The sequence below is a fragment of the Pedobacter sp. 01N416 genome, from assembly GCF_056399685.1.
Map to the genome: position 1 here is coordinate 1 of NZ_JBFTRT010000027.1, position 18,426 is coordinate 18,426.

Here is an 18,426-nt window from a genome sequence, read left to right on the forward strand (position 1 = left end):
GAGCACATAGTCTTTTAAGGGTGCTGTGATCGCAATTAGTATAAAATCAAGGTCTAAGGTAAGTTTTAGGTAAGTCTTATTCAAAGCGAAATAAATTATTTACAGAACGAAATTAAAAAACTAATTCTATATTCGCTGTGTTATTGAGATACCAAAATTACGTATCGAAATAAAAACATTTGAAAATTGTAAGAATTTATTTTTCTTTGCACAGAATTATTTAACCATTAAATTATAAAATTATGTCTGATATTGCTTCAAGAGTTAAGGCTATTATCGTAGAAAAACTAGGTGTTGACGAAAGCGAAGTTACGCCAGAGGCTTCATTCACCAACGATTTAGGTGCAGATTCTTTAGATACCGTAGAATTGATTATGGAATTTGAAAAAGAATTCAATGTAGCTATTCCTGATGATCAGGCTGAAACCATCGGTACAGTTGGTCAAGCAATTGCTTATTTGGAAAAAAACGTTAAATAGAATTACGCTTTTTCAGTATAAATGGAATTAAAAAGAGTAGTAGTAACAGGGTTGGGTGCGCTCACTCCTATAGGCAATAATGTTCCCGATTTTTGGGAAGGATTGACTAACGGGGTGAGTGGCGCTGCTCCTATTAAGGGTTTTGATACTGAAAAGTTCAAGACCAAATTCGCATGCGAGGTTAAAAATTTTAATCCGGAAGACTTTTTGGAGAAAAAAGAAGCCCGCAAGCTAGATCCGTTTGTACAATATGCTCTTGTAGCAACAGATGAGGCTGTGAAGGATGGTGGTTTTGATTTTGAAAAATTAGATACCAACCGGATCGGAGTAATCTGGGGCGCGGGCATAGGTGGATTGAAAACTTTCCTGGATGAAATTTCAAATTTCGCTAAGGGAGATGGTACGCCAAGATACAATCCATTTTTTATCCCTAAAATGATTATTGATATTGCTCCAGGGCATATCTCGATCAAATACGGCTTACGTGGGCCAAATTTTGCAACCGTTTCGGCATGTGCTTCTTCAACAAACGCAATGATTGATGCATTTAACTATATCCGCTTGGGTATGGCTGATGTAATTATCAGTGGCGGTTCTGAAGCGATCATTAACGAAGCGGGTATGGGTGGTTTTAATGCCATGCATGCATTATCAACACGGAACGAAGATCCGGCAACAGCATCACGCCCTTTTGATAAAGATCGTGATGGTTTCGTAGCCGGTGAAGGTGCCGGAACGATTATTTTAGAAGAACTTGAACATGCAAAAGCAAGAGGTGCAAAAATTTATGCAGAGCTTGTTGGCGGTGGAATGAGTGCCGATGCTAATCACATAACGGCACCACATCCTGAAGGTTTAGGCGCTAGAATGGTAATGACCAATGCACTAAAAGATGCTGGTTTAACAACTGCGGATATAGATTATATCAATGTACACGGTACTTCTACGCCTCTTGGTGATATTAGTGAAACCAAAGCCATTGGTACATTATTTGGTGAGGATGCTTATCGTTTAAACATCAGCTCAACCAAATCGATGACTGGCCACCTTTTGGGTGCAGCTGGAGCTATTGAGGCTATTGCAGCAATTCTTTCTGTTAAAAATGACATTGTTCCTCCAACAATCAATCACTTTACAGATGATCCTGCATTTGACCCTAAATTGAATTTTACTTTTAACAAAGCGCAAAAACGTACCGTTAGAGCTGCTTTAAGTAATACATTCGGTTTTGGCGGCCATAACGCTTCTGTTATTTTTAAGAAATACGAAGATTAATTTAACAGCCCTACTATATAATTTTGTATGCTAATTAAAAATAGATAACTTAGTTAAATATGCTAATTAGCCGTTAATTGTGTTATTTATTTAATGCCGATATTAAAATTATATAAACTTTATCTCTCTCCCGAAAAGGAGTTTGTTAAAAAGCTGAAAAACATTTTGGGCTTTGTTCCAGGCAATGTTACGCTCTATAAAATGGCGTTCAGGCATCGTTCTGTAGCAAAAGTTTTAAAAAATGGAAGCAGGAGCAGCAACGAACGCTTAGAATTTTTAGGCGACGCTGTTTTAGGTTCGGTGATAGCAGAGCTGCTTTTTAAGCATTACCCCYACAAAGAAGAAGGTTTTTTAACCGAAATGCGTTCGAAGATTGTAAACCGAGCTAATTTAAATCAGCTGGCAAAGAAAATTGGTTTTGATAAGCTTATTCAGTTCGATCAGCGTTCAGTGAGCGTACAAACCAAGCACAATTCGATGCTGGGTGATGCTTTTGAAGCCATAGTGGGTGCCATCTATATGGATAAGGGCTACAACTTTACCAAAGAATTTTTATTGCGCAGGATCGTAAAACCACACATCGACATCCACACTTTAGAACTTACAGAAACCAATTTCAAAAGTAAATTGATCGAATGGTGCCAACGCCATGGTAAGGATGTAATGTTCGAACTGGCAGAGAATGGCGAAGGCGAAAGCGCTAAATTATTTACCATTAGTGCTGTAGTAGAGGGCGAAAAAGTAGGTACCGGACGAGATTATAACAAGAAAAACGCAGAAAAATTAGCTGCAGAGAAAGCTTGCGAAGCATTGAGTATATAAGTTCATTGGTTCAGTAGTCATTGGTTTATTTGGTTAATTGTATAAACTGGTTAGTCGGTTAACTGTTGATATAGACTAAAAATTCTGACCTCTGACGTCAGACTTCCGACTTTTTACCTAAAACTCAAAACGCTAAACCGACTATAGACTTCGGACTAAAGACTACTTTCCCTTCCCTAACGTATCGGTAAATTTCTTCGAAGATTCTTTAATGTATTTAATGTAATCGTAGCTGTTCCAATGTTCTGCCTTATCAAATTCCGGACGACAGTTTAACATGTATTTCTCTAAAGTATCACCCCTTAGTTCGGTATTGTTTTTAATGACACTCTGATTGAAGTATACATCAATTTGCGATTGTTTGATTTCATTATCGGCATATCTGCCAAATCTCCGTGCATTTTTAGGGTCAGTGCCAATTAAATTGTATAGCGCATTTAAAGGGCTGAATATAGCAGACAAAAGCGTTGTTTTACCCCCGTTGTACACGCCCTTATTTTTAAACTCGCGCTTAATTTCGTTCAGATCCTCTTTTTTGGTATTCCCCCTAATGGTAACATCGGCTAGCGTGGTACTTCCTCTAACTAGATAAATTACCAGATCTTTTTCGCTATTTACCACTACACGTTGATCGATCAGGTCGCGTTTAATTACCAACAGTGTATCACCAATTCTGGCTTTTAACTGAAACATACCAATATCATTACTGCCTACACCGATTCCGGTGCGTAGGTTGGTAATTTCGGATAAGGCAATCCTGATATTCGAACCTTTTTCGATCACCACACCTTTGACAATAAAATCCTGTGCCTTTGCGAAGAAGCTGATTGAGGTAAAAACGAAGAGTATAATGCCAAATTTAAAGTTTTTCATGGTGTGTTATTTGTATGTTTCAAAGTATCGGTATATTTTTTAGCCGATTCTTTGATGTATTTAACAGCATCGTAATTGCTCCAATTAATGGTCATGCTGCGTGTCGGGTAATAATCCAGCAAAAATTTGTCCAGATCTTTTCCAGTTAAGGTAGTATTATTTAAAACTAAATTTTTATTAAAAAACTTATCTACCTCGATTAAACTTAGCTCCTTTTTATAATAACGGTTAAAATTACGCGCTCTTGCAGGCGTTTTGCCAAAAAGCTCATAAAAAAATGTTATCGGATTCCCACCAAAAGGGTTTAACAAAATTAAAGGCGGTTTACCTGCATAAAATGAACCATTTCGTTTCAGATCGCTTTTTATGCTTTCCATTTCCTGCTTCTTGGTCTGCCCTTTAACTGTAACCTCCTCTAGCATAGTACTTCCTCTGATCAAATAAACAACCAGGTCATCATCTGTTTTAACGACTACTTTTTGCTCATTCAGGTTTCTTTTTTGAATCAACAATGTATCGCCAGTACGGGCACTTAACTGAAACATACCAATATCGTTACTTGTGGCGCCCATTTTACTGCGCATGTTGGTAACCACAGCTAAAGCAATCCGCACATTTGAGCCTTTTTCAATTACTACACCTTTCAGCACAAAATCCTGAGCCTTTGTTTTTAAGCCCTGTGTTAAGATGGTCAATAGAAGAATAATTTTTAAATGCTTCATCGCATCAAATGGCAAGTTAAATTATCTGGTAGCGCAAATTAGTTATCTATTTTAACAGCATATCGGTTTTGTTGTTTGTTTCTGCCCTAATTGTTACATCCCAACAAGAAAACTCCATTATCTTCCTTACGAAAGGAGTAAAAAATACTTTCTTATCTACCAATATTTTTGTAAAATTAACATTTGTTAAACTTGAAAACTGTTAAATAAACGTTAATAAACATGAGAAAACTAATGAGTGGATTTTATTTACTCTATTCGGCAATTGTATTTTTTATACTCATGCTTATTGTTTGCCCCTTTATTCTGATCAGTACAGGTATTTTTAAGGAAAAAACAGGAAGAAAAATTTCATTCTATTTTTTAAAATTCTGGGCATGGGCTTTTAGTCTTTTCACTTTTCTATGGTTTTCTGCCGGCGGAGAAAAAATTGACACTTCGCGGGCTTACATCTACGTAGGCAATCACAGTTCATTTTTAGATGCTGTCGCCATTGTAATCTGCATTCCACAGGCCTTTAGCCCACTGGGAAAGATCGAAATGCTTAAAATCCCGGTATTTGGATGGATTTACAAACGTTTGGTGGTGATGATTGATCGAAGTAGCAGAGAAAGCCGAGACCATTCTGTAGCCGAACTGAGAAAAGACCTTGCCGATGGACAATCGATCCTGATTTTTCCCGAAGGGACAATGAACAAATCAAACAAGCCTTTAAATCCATTTTATGATGGCGCGTTTCGCCTGGCGATAGAAACCCAAACACCGATTTTACCTTTTGCGATATTGAACAGTAAAGAACATTTACCCCGAACGAACCCACTTTTACTTAACCCCGGGATGATTAGAACAGTATTTGGAGAAGCCATTGAGGCGAAGGGACTGGTTGCCGATGATCTGGGAATGTTAAAGGAAAAAACTTTCAACGCAATTTTAGCACTGTTAATAAAATAACTTAATCTTTATTTGAAATGAGGGATTCGGTACTTTTGGCTAAAGCAGTCCTACTGTCCGTGAACATCAGGTTTAGGAACAAAGGTTCTGCACCTTGTAGGTAACAGACCCCTGCCAAAAACTACTCCACATTGTACATAAACCCGATTGCAGCGAGCACGTAGTGTAACAAAGTAAAGCGCAAAGCGGGGCTGCAATCCCCGAAGAAATACTGAACGCTAGTTTTCTAAATATAAAGGTATTTTATGCCGGTATGCTACAACTCTGACTCCTTGCCCATTATTATTTCTCCTTTCGGCTTAAAACCCTATCTTTGCGCATGATAAAATCCATGACAGGATACGGCTTAGCAACAGCCGATTATGCAAATGCAAAGTATAGTGTCGAAATCAAATCGCTCAACAGTAAATTCCTGGAGCTGAATTTAAAATATCCTAAAGCTTTTTCTGATAAAGAGCTGATCCTGCGCAACATCTGCAGTAAAGACATCGAAAGAGGAAAAGTAAGTTTAAGCATCAATGTAGAACGTACCAATGGTGAAGTTACGGGTGCTACCATCAATACGGCCTTATTAAGCCACTACTACAAACAGCTTATTGCCGTTAACAACGAATTGGGTGCTGATAGCAGTAACTTATTGCAAACAGCATTAACTTTTCCTGATGTAATCAGTTACAAGGAAGAAAGTGTAAGTGAGGATGAGTGGAACCATTTATTTCAGATTTTCACCTCGGCTTTGGCCAATTTCAATAAATTCAGAGAAGATGAAGGCTCAGTTTTAAAGGCCGATTTAGAACTGAGAATTAAAAATATCCTTTCTTATTTCAAATCTGTTGAGGAATTAGAACCAAAAAGAATTACCGCAATCCGCGATAAATTTACCCAGTTTTTAGATGATGCTGTAGGCAAAGTAAATATCGATCAGAACCGTTTCGAGCAGGAATTGATCTACTACATTGATAAAATAGACATTACCGAGGAGAAAACACGTTTAAAAAGCCATTGCGATTATTTCTTGCAAACTTTAGCAAGCAAAGAAGCAAACGGTAAAAAAATGGGCTTCATTTCTCAGGAAATAGGAAGAGAAATTAATACCATGGGCGCTAAAGCAAATGACGCCCAGATGCAACAATTTGTTGTAGGTATGAAAGAAGAATTAGAAAAGATAAAAGAACAGTTATTAAACGTATTATAAGGAGAAAGACTAAAGACTAAAGCATAAAGCAGCTTTGGTCTTTCAGCTTTTTGCTTTCAGCTTACAAAATGAAACAAGGCAAATTAATCATATTTTCGGCACCATCAGGAGCAGGTAAAACCACTATAGTACACCATTTATTAACGAAATTTCCTGAGCTGAGCTTTTCTATTTCTGCAACCACCCGCGAATTGAGAGGCGCTGAAACACATGAAAACGATTACTATTTTATTAGTAAAGAAGAGTTTTTGCACAAAGTTGCCCGCCAGGAATTTGTGGAATTTGAAGAGGTTTATAACGGAACTTTTTATGGCACCTTACGCTCAGAGATCGAACGCATCTGGAATGAAGGCAAACATGTTATTTTTGATATTGATGTAGAAGGCGGTATCCGTTTGAAAAGAAAATATGAAGAAGATGCCTTGGCCATTTTTGTTCAGCCACCATCATTAGATGTTTTAAAAGAACGTTTAAGCGGTCGCGGAACAGATAGTCCGGAAAAATTACAGGAACGTTTTATCAAAGCTGAAAAAGAACTGCTTTATGCAGATAAGTTTGATGTGATTTTAAAAAATTACGATCTGGCTACAGCTTGTGCAGAAGCAGAGCAGTTGGTCGGAGATTTTTTAAAAAGTTAGCAGTTTATAGTTTCCAATTCTCAGTTTTGGGTGCTTTAAAATATTGTTTGGTTAAATCTTAAAGTCACATTATGGACGATTTTTCTGATCTATTAGTTTACAAGAAGTCATTTGAGTTGGCCATGAATATTTTCGAACTCAGCAAGTCTTTTCCAAAAGACGAAATGTACTCATTAACAGATCAGATTAGAAGGTCTTCGCGATCTACAAATATTTGTTTAGTTGAAGCTTATAGGAAACGAAGATATAAAGCCCATTTCATCAGTAAGCTTTCGGACAGTGATATGGAGAATAGTGAGACGAAAGGCTGGTTAAAGTTTGCTTTTGAGTGTAAATATCTTGATAAAGAGCAACACGAAAAATTAACATTGCAAAGCGACGAAGTTGGAAAATTGTTAAATCACATGATCAATAATCCAGAGAAGTATGGTGTTGCTTAAACTGTTCATCAATTAATGTAGCGAACTGAAAAATGTCAACTGAAAACTATAAACTAAAAACTGGTCTTTTCTTTGGTTCATACAACCCCATCCATACCGGGCACTTAATTATTGCCAATTACATGGCTAACCATACCGAGCTTGATGAAGTATGGTTGGTAGTTTCGCCACATAATCCGCTAAAAGATAAAAGTGGCTTAACCAATATGTACGACCGTTTGGAAATGGCCAAACTGGCGACAGAAAATGCAGAGCATATCCGTGTGAGCGATATTGAATTTTCGCTACCTCAACCATCATACACTATCGATACGCTCACCTACTTACACGAAAAATATCCTGAAAAGGAATTTGTGTTGATTATGGGCGCCGATAATCTGGTATCATTCAAAAAATGGAAAAACTACGAGGTACTTTTAAAAAACTATCAGATTTATGTTTACCCACGCCCAGAGGCGAATGTAAGCGAATGGGAAAATCATCCTTCCATCACTTTTACCAAAACCCCTTTAATGGAAATTTCGTCAACTTTTATCCGCAAAGCCATTAAAGAGAAAAAGAATGTTCAGTTTTTCCTGCCCGATAAAGTGATCGATTTCATTGAAGGCAAAGGAATGTATAAATAGGAGAGATCAATATTTGTAATCTATACAGCACCTAGAAAACAACGGGCTTACAACATATTGTATTAAATCGATTACTTGGATTGGTTTTTGTTTAATTCGCCTTTTGATTACTAATTTAGCGGCAGCAGATACAACAAAACACGTGAAAAAAAACTTATTTCTACTCATTGCCTTTTGTGGCGCTGCATTTTCGGCAAGCGCACAACAGAAAACCTACTTAGAATTATTGGCCAATCAACCTAAATGGGTAGATTCGGTTTTTAACAAACTTAACCGCAGAGAGCGTATTGCACAGATGTTCTTTGTTAGAGCGCATACCAATCTGGGTAAAAAATATACAGATTCAGTTGGTCAGGTAATTAAAAAAGAACAATTGGGGGGGGTTATCTTTTTTCAGGGAGGCCCTGGTCGACAGGTTTTAGCCACAAACGCTTATCAAAAACTGAGTCGGGTGCCATTAATAGTGGCAAATGATGGTGAATGGGGCCTGGGCATGCGTTTGGATAGTACCATTTCTTATCCTTATCAAATGACTTTGGGTGCCATCCAAAACAAAGAATTATTGTATAAAATGGGCCTTGAAGTGGCTAAAGATTACAAGCGCATGGGGATGCAGATGAATTTAGCTCCTGACGCCGATATCAATAACAACCCCAAAAACCCCGTAATCAATTACCGTTCTTTCGGCGAAAATAAATATAACGTAACCACTAAGGTTGCCGCTTATATGAAAGGTATGCAGGATGGCGGTTTATTAACTACGTTGAAACATTTCCCTGGTCATGGCGATACCGATGTAGATTCGCACTACGATTTACCACAGCTTACTTTCTCTGCTACACGGTTAGATACATTGGAGATGTATCCTTTTAAAGAGCTGATTAAACAAGGCGCATCGGGGGTGATGATTGCCCACATGAACATCCCATCGTTAGATGCTACACCAAACCTACCTTCTACCCTATCTAAACCGATTGTTACGGGTATTTTGAAGCAGAAATTAGGTTTTAAAGGTTTGATTATTTCTGACGCGATGGATATGAAAGGCGTGGTAAAATATTTCAAAGATGGTGAAGCTGATTTAATGGGTATCATTGCCGGAAACGATATTATTGAGCTATCTGAAAACAGCGACAGGGCCATTAAATTGGTGCGTAAAGCCGTAAGGCAGGATCGTGTAAGTATGGACGAAATAGACCAGAGTGTGCGTAAAATATTGACTGCAAAATACTGGGCAGGCCTGGCCAAACGCGATACGATTGTAACCCAAGGTGTTATTACAGGTGTAAACCGCAAGTCGAGCAATGCTTTGGTGCAAGAGCTGGCAAATGCATCGGTAACGCTGTTAAAAGGTAAAGATTATATCAAGCGCCTCATCCCGATCAGAAGAACGGCCATTATCAGTATTGGTGTACCTTCGGTTACCACTTTCCAAAAAGAGGTTTCGAAAGGTTATTATAACTCTGTTTATTATGTGCTGGATAAAGATGCCAGTGCTACTCAGATTTCCAACATCGCCCGCGAAATCGGCGCATTCGACCAGGTGATTGTGGGTATTCACGATAGTCGTGCAAGACCAGCCAATAATATTCCGCTAAATGCAGGTGTAAAGAATTTTATTAAAGAATTATCGGCAAAGAATGCTGTTTTTGCGCTCTTTGCAAATCCATATAATCTGGCTGGTTTATCGGGTTTAGAAAACAGTAAAGGTTTGGTTGTTGCCTATCAAAAAGAAGATTATATGCAAATTTCAGCTGCTGCTGTAATTAATAACAGATTGGCACCAACAGGAAAGTTGCCTGTAGGCGTGGCGCCGTTTTATAAATTTGGAGATGGCCTTTAATTGTTGACAACCGAGATACAAAATACATAAAGAATAAATATTTTGTCATTCTGAGCGCAGCGAAGAATCTTTTGCCACTGAGAAGTGGGTTAATATTCCGCATTAGCTTCAGCCATGTCGTCGCCCTGATCCGATAGCTATCGGATTTATTTCAGGGCCTCTATTTATAGCTTTAGTCTTTTAGCTTTCCTAAAACAATTTCGCTTTCAAAACGATTATCTAATATAAAACCTTAATGTTATGATAGATCCAGAAGATGACAATTATTCAAACGATCCGAATGATGCTTTACGCAGAGAGGATGATGTTGAAAATATCAACGAAATTAATGGCGACGACACCAGCATTGAACATGATAAAGATCTGTTGGAACAAGCCGACGAAGCATCGAGGGCTTCTTATGAGTTAAACCTCGATGATGAACTAGATGAAGATGATTTAGACGATTAACAAAAAAAGCCACCCCGATTTTATATCAGAACGGCTTTTTTACTTTTTTAGGCTCCGGCTATTGTCGTTGGGTCTTAAACCTTACACCCTCTGCCTTAAACCTCTATTTGGCCTTCGGCTTATAAGTTTCGGGATTAACCGCGGTGGTTGTCCATCCTTTTAAAAATGAAGTGATTTTCTTTACATCATGCCCAACTTTCTTTTTACCATTAGCGCCAATTTCTTCGGTTTCTAAGTAAGAAGAATTTTCGATGTGCAATACTTTGCCTTTCCCATCCAGAATTAAAAATACCGGAAAACCAAAACGTTGAGGGTAGCCTAAGCTGGCTAAAACAGTTTCGTTTTTATTCTCAGGACTGTAATTAACCAGAACGGTTTCAAAATTATCGTTAATGTATTTTTTTAGCGTTGCTGTGCTGTCAACCAAATTATGGAATGCAATACACCAGCTGCACCAATTACCACCAACCTGTAACAAAACATGTTTATTTTCTTTGGCTGCTTTTGCAACCGCAGCAGCAATTTCAGCTTTAGCGTCTGCTTTTGGGTTATAGATATGAACACCTTCTTTTTTCGCCTGACTAAACGCCGCTGTCGAAATCAACGCAGCAGTTAATAAAATGATTAATTTTTTCATGATTTTCGATGAATAATAGCAAATGTAATAAAGTCTAGTATTACAATGGATTATTTGCAAATTCTTTACAGAGCGGAAACAGTCCGTAGAATCGAAAGGATTAAGAACGGAGGTTTAATCAAATATGAATTTTACATTATCCATCTCCAATTCTCCATCTTCATTTTACATATCTTTGTTTTCCAATGGATTTTTTAGACATACATACCCACAAAGTTGCCACCCAACCTGGGGTAACCAGCATTCAAAGTTTGTCGTTAACCAGCGATATCTTTTTAGCAATGCCTAAAATCAAGGCAATTTCTGTTGGGCTGCATCCCTGGTTTGCTAAAATTGATCACCTCGAACTACAGATGAAATATCTAAGTGTTGTCGCCAATCAAACAAATGTGAAACAGATTGGAGAGTGTGGTTTAGATCGGTTGAGGGGTGAAAACCTGGAAAATCAGACCATAATCTTAGAAAAACAAATCGAATTGGCAGAAAAAATTAATAAACCATTGATTTTACATTGTGTTAAATGCTTTTCAGAGTTAATTGCAATTAAAGAACGATTAAAAGTTAAAGTACCGATGATTATCCATGGTTTTAACAAAAATGAGCAGCTTGGCCAACAGCTAATGGACAAAGGTTTCCTTCTTTCCTTTGGAATAACTGCTTTAAAAGAAAATTCGGGCGCAGCTAAGCTGATTCAAAGTACCGATCAATTTTTCCTGGAAACTGATGATTCGGATATCTCAATTGAAGAAATTTACCAAGCCACAGCCATTTTAAAAAAATGTAGCATTGATGAGCTTAAAGCTCGTATTTTTGCAGACTGGAATAAATTGATTTTAAAGAAATAACCACAGATTAGCACAGATAAATAAACATCTGTGTTCATCTTTTTCATCTGTGGTAAAATAGTAAATATATGTCTGATGTTAGCTGGCTTTCGCGCTCTGCCCTCCTTGTTGGGAATGATGGAATAGATAAACTCCAATCGAAACATGTTTTGGTGATCGGTTTGGGTGGTGTAGGCTCTTTTGCTGCCGAGTTTATCTGCCGTTCGGGCATTGGCGAAATGACCATTGTTGATGGTGATGTAGTTGACCCGACCAACCGCAACAGGCAGCTACCTGCTTTGGCGACCAATCATGGTGTGAGCAAAGCCGAAATAATGCAAGAGCGTTTATTGGCCATTAATCCCGAACTAAAACTTCATGTGGTAAATACTTTTCTTAGTCCTGAAAAATGCAGGGAAATTTTAGAATCTGGCTTTGATTACATTATGGATTGCATCGACAGTGTAATGCCAAAAATCACTTTATTAGGAACTGCTCTTGAAAAGAATATCCCTATTGTTAGCTCAATGGGTGCTGGTGGCAAAATGGATCCTACCAGAATAAGGATTACATTACTTCCTGACACTTATCAATGCGTTTTTGCGAGTTATGTTCGTAAAAGGTTAAACAAACTTGCAAATGCCAGCAAAATAAAGGCTGTTTTCTCAACAGAAGAAATGGACAAAAACTCGATGATCATGACTGATGGGAGTAATTTCAAGCGCTCCGCTTATGGCACAGTTTCTTACCTGCCTGCGGCATTTGGCGGTGCCTGCGCCTCGGTTGTAATCCGCGATCTGCTTGGCCTGCCAATCGAAATGGCCGAACGCCCTGCAAGGATCAGCCATAAGACATTGAATAAAAGAAAAAGTAAAAAATCCTAATAGCGGTAGAATTGTTGATATCATGATTTCGGGAAAATTTTAAATTGTTGTAAGTTTAAAATTCGAGAGAAATCATATTATGCCCCAACCCCTCAAAATTCTTCAGGCCTCTGCAGGTTCCGGTAAAACGTTCAGTTTAACTGCACACTACCTTACGCTACTTTTCAGTGGAGAGAACAAATACCGCGAAATTTTAGCGGTGACCTTTACCAATAAGGCGACCGAAGAAATGAAAACCAGGATTCTGGAGGTATTGTTAGGATTGGCAAAGGGCAATCCATCGAAAAAAATCGAAGACTATCGGAAACTTATTTTACTCGCCTATCCAATATTAAGTCCGCAAGAATTACAGTTTAAAGCAGATAAGATTTACCGGAAAATTTTGCACGATTACAGCCGTTTTTCAGTAAGTACGATTGATGGTTTTGTGCAAAAAGTAATCCGTGGTTTTGCTTTCGAGCTTGGCCTAAATGCCGATTATAATTTAGAAATGAATTATGACAAGGTAAAGGATGATCTCGTAAATAAACTAGACGAAGCTTTAGACCATAATAAACAGCTCTTACAATGGATCATCGATCTGGCTATCGAACGCATTAGTGACAATAAAAGCTGGAACTATAAATTCGAACTTTATAATTTAATTGGCGAAATATTTTCCGAACGTTTCCAGATCTTTGAAGATGCGGTAAGCACCCTTGGTTTAGAAAACGTCGACGAATTATTTAAAAAATACATAGATGTTACCAAAACAGAAATCAAGACCTTTGAAGAGGAACTGATTTCTCTGGCAACCGAAGCGAATGAAGCCCTGAATGTAATCGGTGTAGAAGCCGAACATCTCAAAGGGAAATCGCGTAGCCCGCTGGCTAAAATTATCCTGGTTGCAAGAGGCGATTTTTCTAAGATAGAACCACTATTCAATTTAATCGACGAACCCGATGAGTGGTTTCAAAAAAATGCAAATTTTCCGGAGGCTTACGATACGGTAAATCCGATCCTCCAGAAATTAAAAACGCATTATTTAGCACATTTACCAAATTATAGCCTCGCCATCGCTTTTAATAAAAATCTTTACTATTTAAGGTTGATGCAGGAAATTGCCGTATTATTGAAAGAGTACCGGGCAGAAAATGACAATCTGCTCATTAGCGATGCACAAAAACTGATCTCCGGAATTACCGAAGATGCAGGCGATAACCCTTCTTTTATCTGGGAAAAAGTGGGTAACCGCTACCGTAATTTCTTATTCGACGAATTTCAGGATACCTCCACCAGCCAATGGGGAAGTTTTAAATCGCTCTTAACAAATGCGATGGCTACGCCGAGCGAAGATCTGATCGATCACCTGATTGTTGGCGATACCAAACAATCTATTTACCGTTGGCGTAATGGCGATTGGAACATCCTGCATAAACATGCCAAGTTAGATGTTGGTGCAGAAAATGTATTGGAGGAAAGTTTGGAAGAAAATTATAGAAGTGCCGAGAATATCATCACTTTTAACAATTTCCTTTACAAAGCTATCCCTTTAACCCTGCAGAACGAACTGAACGAAAATCTGGCAACCAAACCTGAAAGCATCTCTAAATGGTGGCAGGAACAGCATTACCAACAGATTATTACCGATATTTATAGTGGCTCAACCCAAAACTTTGCCACCAATACCTTAAAAGGTGGAACCATCAAAATTAAAAAGTTCGGCAAAGATCATGCACCTAATGAAGCCCGTTTTACCGAAACCGTTTTCAGGGACATTGCTTTAGACGATATTGTTGAAGAAATAAATCATCTCAAAAACCAGCAGCAGTATGCCCTAAAGGATATTGCCATTTTGGTTCGTTCGAATAGTGAAGCCTTACTGACGGTTAAAAAATTAATGGGGCATAACTTACCGGTTTTATCGGGCGATGCTTTATTGATTTCGAACAACTCGGCTATACAGCTCATCATCAATACCTTGAAAGTGCTCATTGGTTTAGAATCGCAAACAGCATTATATAAAGCCAATTGTATTGCGCTATATTTTTCCTTGCACGAGAAAGAGATCAATGCCAATTATTATTTAAACCTTAACAATAAACCTTTAAACACACTCTCCGAAGTTTTACCCGTAGCTTTGTGCGAGAACTGGCAAAGCTGGTTACAGCTCCCCCTGCCTGAACTGGTTGAGATTTTAATTGAGAGTTATGGGCTAAAAAACCTGACCGCCAATTTACCCTACTTGTTGGCTTTTAGGGATCTCACCGCTTCTGCCGGTAAGCTTGGTGAAAAAGGTATTATTTCCTTTTTAACCTGGTGGGAAGAAGATGGTATCAAAAAATCACTACCCTCGCCAGAAGGCGCAGATGCCATACAGATCATCACCATACATAAATCTAAAGGACTGGCCTTTAGGGCTGTTTTCGTACCATTTTGCAACTGGGAAATTAAAGGAAAACCAAATGGTACGTTTTGGGTATCTTCTGAAGAAACGGTTTACAAGGAACTTAAAGGGATTCCTTTAAAATACAATGAAGCCCTGGCCGATTCGGCCATTGCAAAGGCATATTATGAAGAGTTGCTTTATAATAATATGGATGCATTGAATATGCTTTATGTGGCTACCACACGTTCAAAAGATTATTTGTACATCGCCACGATGGCAAAAAAAGAGCTAAAATTGTCCAATATGGGCGATGTAATTAATTTCACTTTCGATGAGCAGTTTGATGAAAACGGGGTATACGAAATCGTAGATAATGTCCCGGTCGAAAGTAAATCAGCGGATTCGAATTTTATCAATTTAAATAGTTATCCAACCACAACCCGCTTATCAGAGTTATATATTCCTTCAGAAGACAAACATTTAAAGCATTTGGTCAATATTGAAAAATCAGGAAGAAAAGGTTCGTTGTTACATGATATCCTGGCCAGTGCCAGTACTTCAAAAGAGGTGAATGATTATACAAGCAATCTGGTTTTGCAGGGCATTATCAAGGAAAAATGTATCAATCTGCTACGCAGTGCGTGGCAATTTGCAAATAACCAGCAATAAAAAAATTAAATATTGTACACACTGCACAGGAATTTGGACTGGGTACAGTTCTGTATTAAATCTAATCTTTTAACCTAACATGAAACCATTTTTACAGGAAGTTGCCGAAGATTTAGTTACCAGATTTGGAAATCAGCTTGAAAACTGTGCCATTGTTTTTAACAACAAACGGCCATCAGCCTATTTACAGAAACACTTCGCCGATATCATTGGCAAGCCTTTTTTCAGTCCCTCATTTTTTACCATACAAGAATTTTTCGCCAGTTCTACCAGTTATAAAATAGCCGATTTTTACCTCCAGTTTTTTACTTTACACCGTATTTATAACCAACTGCTTGCCGAAGAGCAGCTGGAAAGCATTTCGAGCCATAAGTTTTTTCCATTGGCCAAGATCATCTTAAGTGATTTTAACCAGATTGATGCTGACCTGGTTGATGCAGAGAAACTATACCGCGATCTGGAAGATATTTCAGTCATCAATAAAGATTTCGATTATTTAAGTCCAGAGCAGTACGAATTTCTTTCCCAGTTCTGGACATCCTATTCTGAAGGAAAACACAAAAAACAACAGGAACTGTTCATCAGGATGTGGCGCAGGATGCCCAAGCTTTACCATAAATTCCACTCAACGCTTAAAGAACAGGGATATTTAACCAATGGCTCTGTTTATCGCCACCTTGCCGATAACATTACAGATCACCAGCAGTTTATTTCGAATTTTGATAAGGGCAAGATCATTTTTGTAGGTTTTAATGCTTTGAGTAGCGCCGAAGCTAAAATATTTACCCAGCTACAAGAAGCCGACAAAACATTGTTTTATTTTGATGCTGATACTTATTATTTAGATGATATATCGCAGGAAGCAGGTTTGTTTTTACGCAAAAACATGAACCAACTGGGTTTAAAAAATGTATTTGCCGACCACGAAAGTTTAATGAAATCTGCAGAACACCATGTGAAGGTTTTCAAAGTTCAGGGGCAATCCGCACAGGCCAAAATCCTGAATAATATTTTAGAAGAAGATTATACAGCTACTGAAATTATTGGCAAAACAGTGGTGGTTTTGGCAGATGAGAGTCTGTTGATCCCAACTTTACAGACGATTCCAACTACATTTAACGGAAAAGAAATCGATCTTAATGTAACGATGGGTTTTGCGCTGTCAACCTCAAGCATTTTTGGTTTGGTCGATTTATGGTTGGGCAGTCAGTTGGAGGTTTTACAGCGGGATAAAGTAAGCTACAAAAATGTAGAAGCTTTTTTAACCCATCCGTTAACAGGCCTTACCCAAAGAATGCGGGATAAAATTTTAACCGCATTATTGGAAGAAAACCAAGTGGAGATCGACCATAAACGCTTATTACGCCAAAGTGGGCTGTTTGAAACTTTTTATAAAAAAATCGACGATCCGCAGCATGTAGTAACCAATTTACTCGATGTATTGGATTATGTGTTAACAAGATTATCGAATGCGAAAACATTAAAAAAAATCGATGCAGAACTGTTTGTAAAAACCATTCAGGAATTAAATAGGCTACACGATACTTTTAGCAACCACATCGGTAAAGAGGAAATCCCTTTTGTAATTTACCTTGTTCAAAAATCGCTGCAGGCCATTGCGGTACCACTTTCAGGCGATCCGCTGAATGGGATACAAGTAATGGGATTACTCGAAACCCGAAACTTAAATTTCGATAAAGTGGTAATTTTGGGCTTCAACGAAGGCATTATTCCAAAATCATCCATTGGTAATAGTTTTATTCCCGATTCTATACGTCGTGTTTACGGCCTTCCGGTTCTTGAAAATCTTGATGCCATTTCCTCTTATATGGTATACCGTCTATTACAAAGAGCAAAGAATATCAATTTTGTCTATAATAGCTTAACCGACGAGTCTACTTCAGGCGAAGCCAGCAGAATCTTAAAGCAGCTTGAATACGAAAGCGGTTTCGATTTTGCATATAATGAGCTTAATCTGGAGGTAAAAACCGAGCCTTTTAAGGAAGTAAAGATCGAGAAAACCAATAATGCCTTTATCCAGGAAACACTTCAGAAATACCTCGATAAAAAGAAGGTACTTTCGCCATCGGCACTTACCCAGTATATCTCTAACCCGATAGATTTCTTTTTCAATTACATTGCAGGCATTAAAGAGCCTAAAGAAGTAAGCGCTGTAGTAGAAGCCAACGAAATAGGTTCGATTTTACACAAAGTGATGGAGTATTTTTACGAGGATTTAAGGTCGGCTGAAATTACTGCAGAGCGGATTAAAGAGAAACGGAAACAGATTCCCACTTTGATACAAAAAGGTTTTAATGCCGTGATGTTTAAAAATCCCGATACAGTGATGGAATATAAGGGTATGCAAAAGGTAATTTTATCGATTGTTGATGCCTATGTAAACATCATTTTAAATCAGGATGAAGCACAAACGCCATTTACGATCATTAGCCTAGAGCAAAAAGTAGAAGCCGAAATCAGTTTCCCGCTTAAAGGAAGAGAAGCCAGCGTTAAAATATTTGGTTTTATAGACCGCGTTGATGTAAAAGATGGGGTAACTAAAATTATTGATTACAAAACAGGAAGTGATAAGTTAACCTTTAAAGACATCCCGGAATTATTCAATTCTGATGGCAAACATATCAACAAAGCTTTAATCCAAACGCTTTTGTATACGTATGCTTATGAGCAATTTTCGGGCAGAACTTTTGTAGAACCCAACCTGTATGT

General features: G+C 38.0%; 17 protein-coding genes. 14 read left to right on the forward strand and 3 right to left on the reverse strand.

Annotated elements, in window-relative coordinates:
• Window positions 1-242: 242 nt before the first annotated feature.
• The 3 genes from AC1DND_RS02775 to rnc all read left to right on the forward strand — a co-directional run bounded on the left by AC1DND_RS02775 (window position 243) and on the right by rnc (window position 2,576).
• A complete protein-coding gene (locus AC1DND_RS02775) occupies window positions 243-479 on the forward strand; it encodes an acyl carrier protein (protein ID WP_008508386.1) in 237 nt (78 codons plus the stop codon).
• 21 nt (window positions 480-500) lie between these two features.
• The gene (gene fabF, locus AC1DND_RS02780) at window positions 501-1,754 is read left to right on the forward strand and encodes a beta-ketoacyl-ACP synthase II (RefSeq protein WP_029274997.1); all 1,254 of its coding nucleotides are present in this window, start codon (window positions 501-503) and stop codon (window positions 1,752-1,754) included.
• Window positions 1,755-1,847: 93 nt separating this feature from the next.
• Window positions 1,848-2,576, forward strand: a complete 729-nt coding sequence (rnc, locus tag AC1DND_RS02785; RefSeq protein WP_477578923.1) for a ribonuclease III — start codon at window positions 1,848-1,850, stop codon at window positions 2,574-2,576.
• A 162-nt stretch (window positions 2,577-2,738) separates the two neighbouring features.
• Here rnc and AC1DND_RS02790 read toward each other — a convergent pair whose 3' ends face one another.
• Both AC1DND_RS02790 and AC1DND_RS02795 read right to left on the reverse strand, forming a co-directional pair.
• A complete protein-coding gene (locus tag AC1DND_RS02790) occupies window positions 2,739-3,449 on the reverse strand; it encodes a hypothetical protein (RefSeq protein WP_477578924.1) in 711 nt (236 codons plus the stop codon).
• Window positions 3,446-4,171 (reverse strand): hypothetical protein, encoded by a 726-nt coding sequence (locus AC1DND_RS02795; RefSeq protein ID WP_477578926.1) that lies wholly within the window; start codon window positions 4,169-4,171, stop codon window positions 3,446-3,448. Before AC1DND_RS02795 ends, AC1DND_RS02790 begins: the two co-directional genes overlap by 4 nt.
• Before the next feature lie 222 nt (window positions 4,172-4,393).
• Here AC1DND_RS02795 and AC1DND_RS02800 point away from each other — a divergent pair, with 222 nt between their 5' ends.
• The 7 genes from AC1DND_RS02800 to AC1DND_RS02830 all read left to right on the forward strand — a co-directional run bounded on the left by AC1DND_RS02800 (window position 4,394) and on the right by AC1DND_RS02830 (window position 10,314).
• The gene (locus AC1DND_RS02800; protein ID WP_477578928.1) at window positions 4,394-5,122 is read left to right on the forward strand and encodes a lysophospholipid acyltransferase family protein; all 729 of its coding nucleotides are present in this window, start codon (window positions 4,394-4,396) and stop codon (window positions 5,120-5,122) included.
• A gap of 331 nt (window positions 5,123-5,453) precedes the next feature.
• A complete protein-coding gene (locus AC1DND_RS02805; protein ID WP_057931857.1) occupies window positions 5,454-6,317 on the forward strand; it encodes a YicC/YloC family endoribonuclease in 864 nt (287 codons plus the stop codon).
• A gap of 68 nt (window positions 6,318-6,385) precedes the next feature.
• Window positions 6,386-6,955 carry a guanylate kinase gene (gmk, locus tag AC1DND_RS02810; RefSeq protein ID WP_477578930.1) on the forward strand — a complete coding sequence of 190 codons (570 nt, stop codon included), beginning with the start codon at window positions 6,386-6,388 and terminating at the stop codon, window positions 6,953-6,955.
• A gap of 71 nt (window positions 6,956-7,026) precedes the next feature.
• Entirely contained in the window at window positions 7,027-7,395 is a 369-nt protein-coding gene (locus AC1DND_RS02815) for a four helix bundle protein (protein WP_477578932.1), read from the forward strand.
• 32 nt (window positions 7,396-7,427) lie between these two features.
• Complete coding sequence (gene nadD, locus AC1DND_RS02820) at window positions 7,428-8,021, forward strand: nicotinate (nicotinamide) nucleotide adenylyltransferase (protein ID WP_477578934.1); 594 nt, start codon at window positions 7,428-7,430, stop codon at window positions 8,019-8,021.
• A gap of 142 nt (window positions 8,022-8,163) precedes the next feature.
• The gene (locus AC1DND_RS02825; protein ID WP_477578936.1) at window positions 8,164-9,864 is read left to right on the forward strand and encodes a glycoside hydrolase family 3 protein; all 1,701 of its coding nucleotides are present in this window, start codon (window positions 8,164-8,166) and stop codon (window positions 9,862-9,864) included.
• A gap of 240 nt (window positions 9,865-10,104) precedes the next feature.
• Window positions 10,105-10,314 carry a hypothetical protein gene (locus tag AC1DND_RS02830; RefSeq protein WP_057931859.1) on the forward strand — a complete coding sequence of 70 codons (210 nt, stop codon included), beginning with the start codon at window positions 10,105-10,107 and terminating at the stop codon, window positions 10,312-10,314.
• Window positions 10,315-10,417: 103 nt separating this feature from the next.
• Here AC1DND_RS02830 and AC1DND_RS02835 read toward each other — a convergent pair whose 3' ends face one another.
• Window positions 10,418-10,951: a thioredoxin family protein gene (locus AC1DND_RS02835; RefSeq protein WP_477578938.1), complete on the reverse strand. Its 534-nt coding sequence runs from the start codon at window positions 10,949-10,951 to the stop codon at window positions 10,418-10,420.
• A gap of 185 nt (window positions 10,952-11,136) precedes the next feature.
• Between AC1DND_RS02835 and AC1DND_RS02840 the strand changes: the two genes are divergently transcribed.
• From AC1DND_RS02840 to AC1DND_RS02855, 4 genes are all read left to right on the forward strand, one after another.
• Window positions 11,137-11,796 (forward strand): TatD family hydrolase, encoded by a 660-nt coding sequence (locus AC1DND_RS02840; protein WP_477578940.1) that lies wholly within the window; start codon window positions 11,137-11,139, stop codon window positions 11,794-11,796.
• A gap of 68 nt (window positions 11,797-11,864) precedes the next feature.
• Entirely contained in the window at window positions 11,865-12,659 is a 795-nt protein-coding gene (locus AC1DND_RS02845; protein WP_477578942.1) for a tRNA threonylcarbamoyladenosine dehydratase, read from the forward strand.
• Window positions 12,660-12,738: 79 nt separating this feature from the next.
• Window positions 12,739-15,696 carry a UvrD-helicase domain-containing protein gene (locus AC1DND_RS02850; RefSeq protein ID WP_477578944.1) on the forward strand — a complete coding sequence of 986 codons (2,958 nt, stop codon included), beginning with the start codon at window positions 12,739-12,741 and terminating at the stop codon, window positions 15,694-15,696.
• 79 nt (window positions 15,697-15,775) lie between these two features.
• Window positions 15,776-18,426, forward strand: a 2,651-nt coding sequence (locus AC1DND_RS02855; RefSeq protein ID WP_477578946.1) for a PD-(D/E)XK nuclease family protein, incomplete at its 3' end; no start/stop codon positions are given.

Bases quoted from the DNA above. Each gene is read 5' to 3' on its own strand.
- fabF (WP_029274997.1), top strand. From the start codon at position 501: ATGGAATTAAAAAGAGTAGTAGTAACAGGGTTGGGTGCGCTCACTCCT.
- AC1DND_RS02835 (WP_477578938.1), bottom strand. From the start codon at position 10,951: ATGAAAAAATTAATCATTTTATTAACTGCTGCGTTGATTTCGACAGCG.
- AC1DND_RS02800 (WP_477578928.1), top strand. From the start codon at position 4,394: ATGAGAAAACTAATGAGTGGATTTTATTTACTCTATTCGGCAATTGTA.
- AC1DND_RS02790 (WP_477578924.1), bottom strand. From the start codon at position 3,449: ATGAAAAACTTTAAATTTGGCATTATACTCTTCGTTTTTACCTCAATC.
- AC1DND_RS02840 (WP_477578940.1), top strand. From the start codon at position 11,137: ATGGATTTTTTAGACATACATACCCACAAAGTTGCCACCCAACCTGGG.
- AC1DND_RS02850 (WP_477578944.1), top strand. From the start codon at position 12,739: ATGCCCCAACCCCTCAAAATTCTTCAGGCCTCTGCAGGTTCCGGTAAA.
- AC1DND_RS02795 (WP_477578926.1), bottom strand. From the start codon at position 4,171: ATGAAGCATTTAAAAATTATTCTTCTATTGACCATCTTAACACAGGGC.
- AC1DND_RS02830 (WP_057931859.1), top strand. From the start codon at position 10,105: ATGATAGATCCAGAAGATGACAATTATTCAAACGATCCGAATGATGCT.
- gmk (WP_477578930.1), top strand. From the start codon at position 6,386: ATGAAACAAGGCAAATTAATCATATTTTCGGCACCATCAGGAGCAGGT.
- AC1DND_RS02845 (WP_477578942.1), top strand. From the start codon at position 11,865: ATGTCTGATGTTAGCTGGCTTTCGCGCTCTGCCCTCCTTGTTGGGAAT.
- AC1DND_RS02775 (WP_008508386.1), top strand. From the start codon at position 243: ATGTCTGATATTGCTTCAAGAGTTAAGGCTATTATCGTAGAAAAACTA.
- AC1DND_RS02815 (WP_477578932.1), top strand. From the start codon at position 7,027: ATGGACGATTTTTCTGATCTATTAGTTTACAAGAAGTCATTTGAGTTG.
- AC1DND_RS02805 (WP_057931857.1), top strand. From the start codon at position 5,454: ATGACAGGATACGGCTTAGCAACAGCCGATTATGCAAATGCAAAGTAT.
- nadD (WP_477578934.1), top strand. From the start codon at position 7,428: ATGTCAACTGAAAACTATAAACTAAAAACTGGTCTTTTCTTTGGTTCA.